The 6788-nt window shown below is 59.0% G+C and carries 8 protein-coding genes and 1 tRNA gene; 3 read left to right on the top strand and 6 right to left on the bottom strand.

What is annotated here, in order from left to right; all coding sequences use genetic code 11:
- Together IE266_RS27100 and IE266_RS26465 are read left to right on the top strand one after the other, a co-directional pair.
- Nucleotides 1-393, top strand: a 393-nt coding sequence (locus IE266_RS27100; protein WP_229864546.1) for a hypothetical protein, incomplete at its 5' end; no start/stop codon positions are given.
- A gap of 76 nt (nt 394-469) precedes the next feature.
- Nucleotides 470-546 (top strand) — tRNA-Met (locus IE266_RS26465).
- Nucleotides 547-569: 23 nt separating this feature from the next.
- On the opposite strand, the gene IE266_RS26460 is transcribed toward IE266_RS26465, so the two are convergent.
- From IE266_RS26460 to IE266_RS26435, 6 genes are all read right to left on the bottom strand, one after another.
- Nucleotides 570-2144, bottom strand: coding sequence for a recombinase family protein (locus IE266_RS26460; RefSeq protein ID WP_229864544.1), 1575 nt, complete (start codon nt 2142-2144; stop codon nt 570-572).
- 147 nt (nt 2145-2291) lie between these two features.
- Nucleotides 2292-3353, bottom strand: coding sequence for a tyrosine-type recombinase/integrase (locus IE266_RS26455; RefSeq protein ID WP_189683141.1), 1062 nt, complete (start codon nt 3351-3353; stop codon nt 2292-2294).
- Nucleotides 3346-5013 carry a site-specific integrase gene (locus IE266_RS26450; protein ID WP_189683140.1) on the bottom strand — a complete coding sequence of 556 codons (1668 nt, stop codon included), beginning with the start codon at nt 5011-5013 and terminating at the stop codon, nt 3346-3348. The genes IE266_RS26455 and IE266_RS26450 overlap by 8 nt, the downstream gene beginning before the upstream one ends.
- Nucleotides 5014-5171: 158 nt before the next feature.
- Entirely contained in the window at nt 5172-5384 is a 213-nt protein-coding gene (locus IE266_RS26445; protein ID WP_189683139.1) for a helix-turn-helix domain-containing protein, read from the bottom strand.
- Nucleotides 5377-5532, bottom strand: coding sequence for a hypothetical protein (locus IE266_RS26440; protein WP_189683138.1), 156 nt, complete (start codon nt 5530-5532; stop codon nt 5377-5379). The genes IE266_RS26445 and IE266_RS26440 overlap by 8 nt, the downstream gene beginning before the upstream one ends.
- 301 nt (nt 5533-5833) lie before the next feature.
- Nucleotides 5834-6286: a hypothetical protein gene (locus IE266_RS26435; RefSeq protein ID WP_189683137.1), complete on the bottom strand. Its 453-nt coding sequence runs from the start codon at nt 6284-6286 to the stop codon at nt 5834-5836.
- Between the two features lie 125 nt (nt 6287-6411).
- Between IE266_RS26435 and IE266_RS26430 the strand changes: the two genes are divergently transcribed.
- A complete protein-coding gene (locus IE266_RS26430; RefSeq protein ID WP_189683136.1) occupies nt 6412-6669 on the top strand; it encodes a helix-turn-helix domain-containing protein in 258 nt (85 codons plus the stop codon).
- The last annotated feature ends 119 nt before the right edge of the window (nt 6670-6788 follow it).

The following is a 6788-nucleotide window of genomic DNA, read 5'->3' as shown; positions in this document are numbered from 1 at the left end:
CTCTCTTTACAAACACTACACAAAACGCCGCCCATAATCAGGGCGGCGTTCATGCGTTCAAAGCACAGCAAAAGGCCCGAAGGCCGGCCGCGCCTGGGTCTCGGCGCGGGCGCGCGCTCGGAAGCCGAAATCAGAACCAGGCAGGCACTTACGACCACCGACAGACGGACATGGCGCCAAGCCGGAGGTTGGCCAGGCTTCCCGCTGGGATGCAACCTGATGCGCGTCCGCTCGATCCGTGAGAACCGAGTCTGCCGCGTCTCTAGCCCGCTCTTCGGTCTTGGGGTGGCCATGCCGCGCGTCTTCAAAATCGAAAAAAACCCAATGGGTTATGGGGCGATCGAGCTCCCGGACCTGTACCGCCGGCGGACCTGTTTTGCTCGTGCAGAATAATGTGACGATTTCAAGAAAAAAACCGTCGACAGCCATTGCATCCCCCGTTCGAGAGGGATAGATGATCCCCAGTTGGCGCGGGATGGAGCAGCCCGGTAGCTCGTCAGGCTCATAACCTGAAGGTCGTAGGTTCAAATCCTACTCCCGCAACCATTGTCACAGAACGGCCCGTAAGCTTAGTGCTTCGGGCCGTTTTTTGTTTGATCCAAAGCCAACAGGCCTGCGAGTTCACCAACCAGTTCAATCGCCAGCGTGTCTCCCTCGGGAACCAGCCTGATCTCGGAGAGCAGACTACGAATCATCTCGGTAGCTTCGGGTCTCAGCGTAGGTTCGTTCAAAGCCGCTGTCAGACCCCGGACCTTTTCTCGGTAGATATCGGACAGGCCGGGATGCAAAAGCACCGGCGGTTCAATGCCCTTGCTCTGCAGCTGTATCTCCAATTCTGCCTTACGCGCTTCCAGACCGTCCATTTTGGCCTTCATGCTCGAATGGAACATGCCGTCTGCAATGGCGTCGACGATGCTCGTGATTTGTCTCTGGGTCTTGCCAAGTTCGCGTTCTGCGATCGCCCTGTCTTTCACCTCCTCGGCCACCAGTCGGTTGAATTCCGCACGGTAGGCTGTGACGAACTCAGCGATGAGGTCCGGATCAAGAAGCTGGTCCTTAAGACCGGACAGCACGCGTGCTTCTAGGTCTTCGCGTTTTATAGTTAGGCGGTTGTCGCAGGTGCCCTTGTTGCGGGCATTAGCGCAGCCGTAGTGGGTCTTACCGACGATGGTGTATCCGCCGCCGCATACACCGCATTTCAGTAGCCCGGAGAAAAGATGCTTCGGGCGATGCGCCCGCTCTGGTCGAGCAAGGCCATCTTGAATTACCTCGCTTCGAGTTGCCTTCTGACGCGCCTTCACGCACTCCCACAGGTCTTCTGATATGATCCGCAGATCGGGGACATCTTCAATGATCCAAGCATCCGGTGAATTGGGACGAGCCTGGCGTTTGCCGTTGGACGGATCTTTCACAAAGCGCTGACGGTTCCAGACCAGCCGACCGACGTAAAGTTCGTTATTAAGAATGCCAGTTCCGCGTCGCCAGTTGCCGTAGATCGTGGATGCACCCCATCCACTGCCACGCGGGCCCTCAACGCCTTCTGCGTTCAGCTGACTGGCGATGGTTCGTGGGCTGAGACCTGCCGCGAACTCTTCAAAGATGCGGCGGACAGTTGAAGCCTGGTCTTCGTTGATGGCGCGCTCTCCCGTTGTCATTTCCCCATCGCCCTTAAGGCTACGAACGACATCGTAGCCGTATGTGACGCCCCCAGCCGACTTGCCTTTTCGAACGCGGCCTTCGAGCCCCCTGTGGGTCTTCTGTGCAAGGTCTTTCAAGAACAGACTACTCATCGTCCCTTTGAGGCCGATGTGCAGTTCGGAAATCTCCCCTTCCGCAACGGTGACTATCGGGATGCCCTGAAATCGCATGCTTTTGAAGAAAGCCGCAATGTGTTCCTGATCTCGGCTGATCCGATCCAGGCCTTCGGCTACGACGACATCGAAATGGTTGTGCCGTGCGTCTTCAAGGAGACGTTGATAGCCGGGACGCAAGTGGGTCGCACCGCTGATGCCACGGTCGGAATACGTGTCAGCCGCCAGCCATCCGTGGCTCTGGATTAAGCGCATACATATGCGATGCTGGTCTTCGATGGACGCATCGCTTTGAAGATCGGTGGAATAGCGGGCATAGATCGCAGCACGCATGGGAGGGCCTTTCCGTTCGCAAGAAACCGTCTGACCCTCCCCATAATAGGCACGAAATAGCATTTGTCTTCAACTTTCGATTGCAACCCGTTGCAATGGAAAAATACGCAATATCAGTAATGTAGGGTTTCGGCAAAGCTCCATTCTTTAGTTGTCCCGCTTGAACCCGTCCTTGCGGATGCCCTCCATGACGGATTGCAACGCGTTGCAACTAGAGATGCCCGTCGCGCGGTTGTAGTGTTTTTCGGCCATATTCAGCGTCGCGTGCCCAAGTATGTCGCGGATGATGTTGACGTGCTCCGGATCGAACTCCGCGATGGATGTCGCGGCAACGTGCCGGAAGGCATGGGGACGCAATGCGACGCCCAAGTGGCGTTCCGTCACCTTCGGCAGTTCCCGCGCGAGGCCATCTGCCGTGATTGCCACGCCATACTGGTTAATCCAAAGCGCGTCGGAGCCTCGGGTTCCCAACAAGACGAGGCGATGCCGTTCGACGTAGTCGCGCATCGGCGCGGTGAGCGCGGCCGGCAGCGGAAAGTCGCGGTCCTTGCCGTCCTTCATGTCCTCGGCTCCAAACTTCAGGAAATACCGGTCCCCTGTCAAAACGAGATGGCGATCGACGGTCATCGCCAGCAGGGCACGACGGCGAACCGGGCGGGCGACGAGGAAGCCGATCATCAGTGCTTGCCGGAACCAGATCGCCCGCTTTAGCGGCGGCAACTTGGGGTCATCGTCCAGTTGCGCAATGCGATCGAGGCTCCATTCGAAGACCTGGTTCGCGCTGACCGGGTGAGGCGGCGGCAAGCTGCGGCGATTTGCTTTGGTCTGAAGGCGTTTGCAGGCTGTCGCGAGCCAGGACCAGTCCCGTTCCCGCGACAAGGCCAAGGCCAAGGCAAAGACATCATCGATCAGTCCCGCGACGGATTTCGGCTGAAGCCGGGCTTCGCATTCCTCGATGTAGTTGCGAACGCGAGACCGGTCGATGCGGTCGGCGGGAGCCAGCGCCAGCGCGTCGGTGTCGGTGCGCATCAGGAAGGACAGCCACTGGCCGTATCCCTGGCGCCGTTTGCGCCGGGTTCCGTCCGACCAATCCCTGCAGGGGCCGATGTCGTCGAAGATGTCCCCGGACGTGAAGAGGGCCTTCCAGGCGGACTTGTCCGCCTGGGGCCAATGTTCATGCTTGAGCACGAGAGGGATGTGGTCAGTCACGGCGCCCCCCAAACTTGGAAAGCACGACCTCGTCATAGTGATCATGTGCCCACTGGTTAGAAAGCTCGGCGTAGAAGTCCATCGTGGTCTGGAGTTTGCGGTGCTTCAACATCCGCCGCACCGCCTCGAACTGACCGGGCCGTTCTTTAAGGTAGAGATATGCCGCGATGTGGCGGAACAGGTGGGCATTGACCGTCAGGCCGGTTTCGCGCTGGATCACAGCCATCACGGTCTGTCCCAGATTGCCCGCACTGCGGGGTTTCCCATCGCTCTCCTTCGGGAACAAGGCTGATCCCCGTGCCTTGGAGACATGAGGCCGGAACACAGTGATGTAGTGGTGCAGTATCCTGGAGTTGGAACTGTTGAGCTGAGCCTCAATCGGCTCTCCGTTCTTCACCTCGGCACCCTCGATGCGCAGCGTATACAGAGAATGCGTGCCGTTGCGGCGGAGGATGATGTGGCGATCCAGATCGAGACTGGCAAGGTTCTTGGCCCGGACCGGGCAGGACAGGAGGATGGCGATTGCGGCTGCATGCATAGCCACCAGGGCGTTGCCTCGCGACGACTCTGCCCCTTTGACCTTTTCCATGAGAACAGCAGGCAGGTTGATCAGGTTGACGACATTTTCCCAGTCCTTGAACTGACCCAGCCGTTCCCGGTTCTTCTGGCTCATCCCTTTGGGGTCTTCGGTCACGCGCTTCTTTATGTTCACGATGGAGGCGAGGTCCTTGTCGTCCAGCTTCAGATGATGGCGTGCGATGGCCGTCATCGTGGCCGCGATGTTCTGCAGACCCACGGGTTTCGAGTTCGCCCCCCGTCGGGTCATGATCGCGCGGAACGCGTCCTTCATCTTTTCGGGCGTGATGACGGCGGCCAGCGTGGTCAGGTCCTGCGGGTCTGCACCGGCACAGACCAAGCCATCGAGATATTGGCGGACATGGGCCTCCGTGTTGCGCAACGAGGTGGGTCGCAGCGGCTTGTCCGGCCCCTCTTCGTCGAAGATATCGACATGCGAGAGACGGCCAATGTAGGTTGCAATCTCCTGCCGCAGGGGGGCCGGATAGATAGCGAGCGGACGGCAGCGGTACTGGCCGCCCTTCTCATAGGTCAGCGAGGCCAGTGGGAGGCCGTTGCGCGACACGATCCCGTTCCAGGTCTGGCACATTTCCTTGCAGAGCTTGGAGGGATCATTCGTCAGCAGGCGGGCGTCCAGATACGCCTGGAATGCCGACATGACGCCGTCGTCCACGGCCTCCGGTTCAATGCCGCGATGGCAACAGTAGGAGGTGAAGCGCGACAGGCTCCACGCCTGATGCGGCGCGCTGGCCGATGCCAGGAAAGCCTCCCAGGCCGTCGTACGGTCGGTGCCAGGGTCGTCTTCCGGCAGGCAGCCCGTCGCACGCAATGCGTCGGCCAGAGCGGACTTGATGTTGGCGAGGCTCTTGGCGTTCAAGCCATGCTGGACCGGATGAAGACCGACGAGACGGTGACGCAGGCTGGGGGCATCGCAAGGAACGTCAGCCGGGTTGCGTCCGAGCATGGTCGCGACCCGGTTGATCGCCGAAAGACGGTCGCGCTGGCGGGTATCGGTCGTTTTGGATTTCGCAAGCCGTGCCAGTGCATCGGCGAGGGTAGTGGGTTTGTTCTGATCGAAGGGCATGGCCTTCTCCTTTGCTGATTGTGTTGGGAATTGTTTGGGCCGTGGGGGGACACGGCGGCCCTCGGGCGGACATTCGGGAAAACACGGCCATGGATTTCAGTCCAAAGTCCGTGCCCCCGTTTTCCCGAACACCGGAAAAATCGCACCAGATGAGGACTTTAGAGGACATGCGCCAATCCAGGATTGGAGCGACCCGCGGCGAGTGCGCGAAGATCGTTGCGCGAGATACGCCAATCACGTCCCAAACGGGTCGCGGGCAAAACCCCGGCGCTGATCCAGCGCCGCTCCGTCTTCGGGCACACCCGGAAGAGTTCGGCGACTTCCTTCACGCTGAGGTAAGACGCATGCGTCGGGAACGGCAGATCAGTCATGACCCACCCTTTCGCCGCCAGACTTGCAACGCGTTGCAAATTCGGCCTTGGCGGCCTCACGCGCCAGCAGGCGCACCAGGCCAGCGAGGATATTGGGGGAAGGGGCGGCAGAGTTCGTGCCGCTGGAAGAGATCGGGTCGAGCGTCATCAGACAGTTCCTCATGAAGGAACCGCACGCGACAATGATCGAGAAGGTCTAGCTCAGGAAAGCACTCCAGATAGCAGACCGCTGGTCCGAAGTCGGACCAGGATCATTGCCATCGAGTGCTCGCATTCGGGCCACCATGGCCCAGCATGCTCCCTGCGGCCCAGCCATCGCGGCTGGTAGGTTAAGTGGAGCCAGTTTAGCGTAGCATGTTCGGTGTTGCAAACTGGCATCCGTGGCGCCGGAAAAGGGCGGCCCAACCTCGAACGTATTGTCAATCAATCAGGGTGGAGGACGACCCAATTCAATCCCATCCGTCCTTTACAGCCCCCTGCAGCGTGACGGTAATCGGGTGAACCGGTGTGCCGTTCTCAAAGGTGAACATGAAGATCTTGGAGAAACCGTTCCGTGTGCCCAAGCCTCGGCTTTTCTGGATAAAGTAGCCACCCTGGATTTTTGCCCGCACCGCCTTCACCATTTCATGGTCGTTGAGACCCAAGGCGCGAATGGCATCATCTTTGATCTTGCAATGACCGAAGCGCCCATCGAAACTCGTCGGCCGTTTGTAGAAGTAACTGATTTGACGCAAGTATTGATTGGTTTTCGGGCGAAGGTGCGAGGGGAAGTGACCAGTAATGTACAGATAGGCCGCCCTGTCCCGCAGAAGTTCCTCGACATATGGGGCGTCAAGAATTTCGCTCGCGTGGTCTCCATACAGCGCTTTGCGGTCTACTCGTTTCTGAACGAAAACCTGCATGCTACGTCTCCTTCACTTAGTTGCAACTCGTTGAGATGGGGGGACTTGCACTGATTGCCCCCAATTTGGGGTTAAACCCATAACAGGGGTAGCTGCACGTGTCCACATGTATCGAGGCACGCGCAATGGCTGGAGCAGTCAGAACCCAAGCCTACCAAAACCTACTCACTGAGTTGGTGAGTTATCGCCAGAAGGCTGGCCTGTCACAGGCAGCCTTGGCGAAGAAACTGGGAAAACCACCTTCATATGTCGGGAAATATGAGCTCGGCGAACGGCGGCTTGATGTCGTTGAGCTTTGCATGATCCTACAGGTGTTGAATATCGATGTTGCGCGGGTGCTGGGCACTGTTCTGGAGAACGTTTCTCCCCGATCAAATAGTTAGTTTGGGCGGTGAGCGGTCGCCCGCTGCGGGTGCAAAGGCAACCCTGGGCAGTGTGGAAGCGGGATGATGTCCCGGGAAGTGGTGTAGCTCCTCATGGGCCTCGCGCTCACTGGCGGGCC

It is taken from the genome of Seohaeicola zhoushanensis (assembly GCF_014656415.1).
Lineage (GTDB): Bacteria > Pseudomonadota > Alphaproteobacteria > Rhodobacterales > Rhodobacteraceae > Seohaeicola_A > Seohaeicola_A zhoushanensis.
This window is presented reverse-complemented; position numbering and strand designations above follow the sequence as displayed.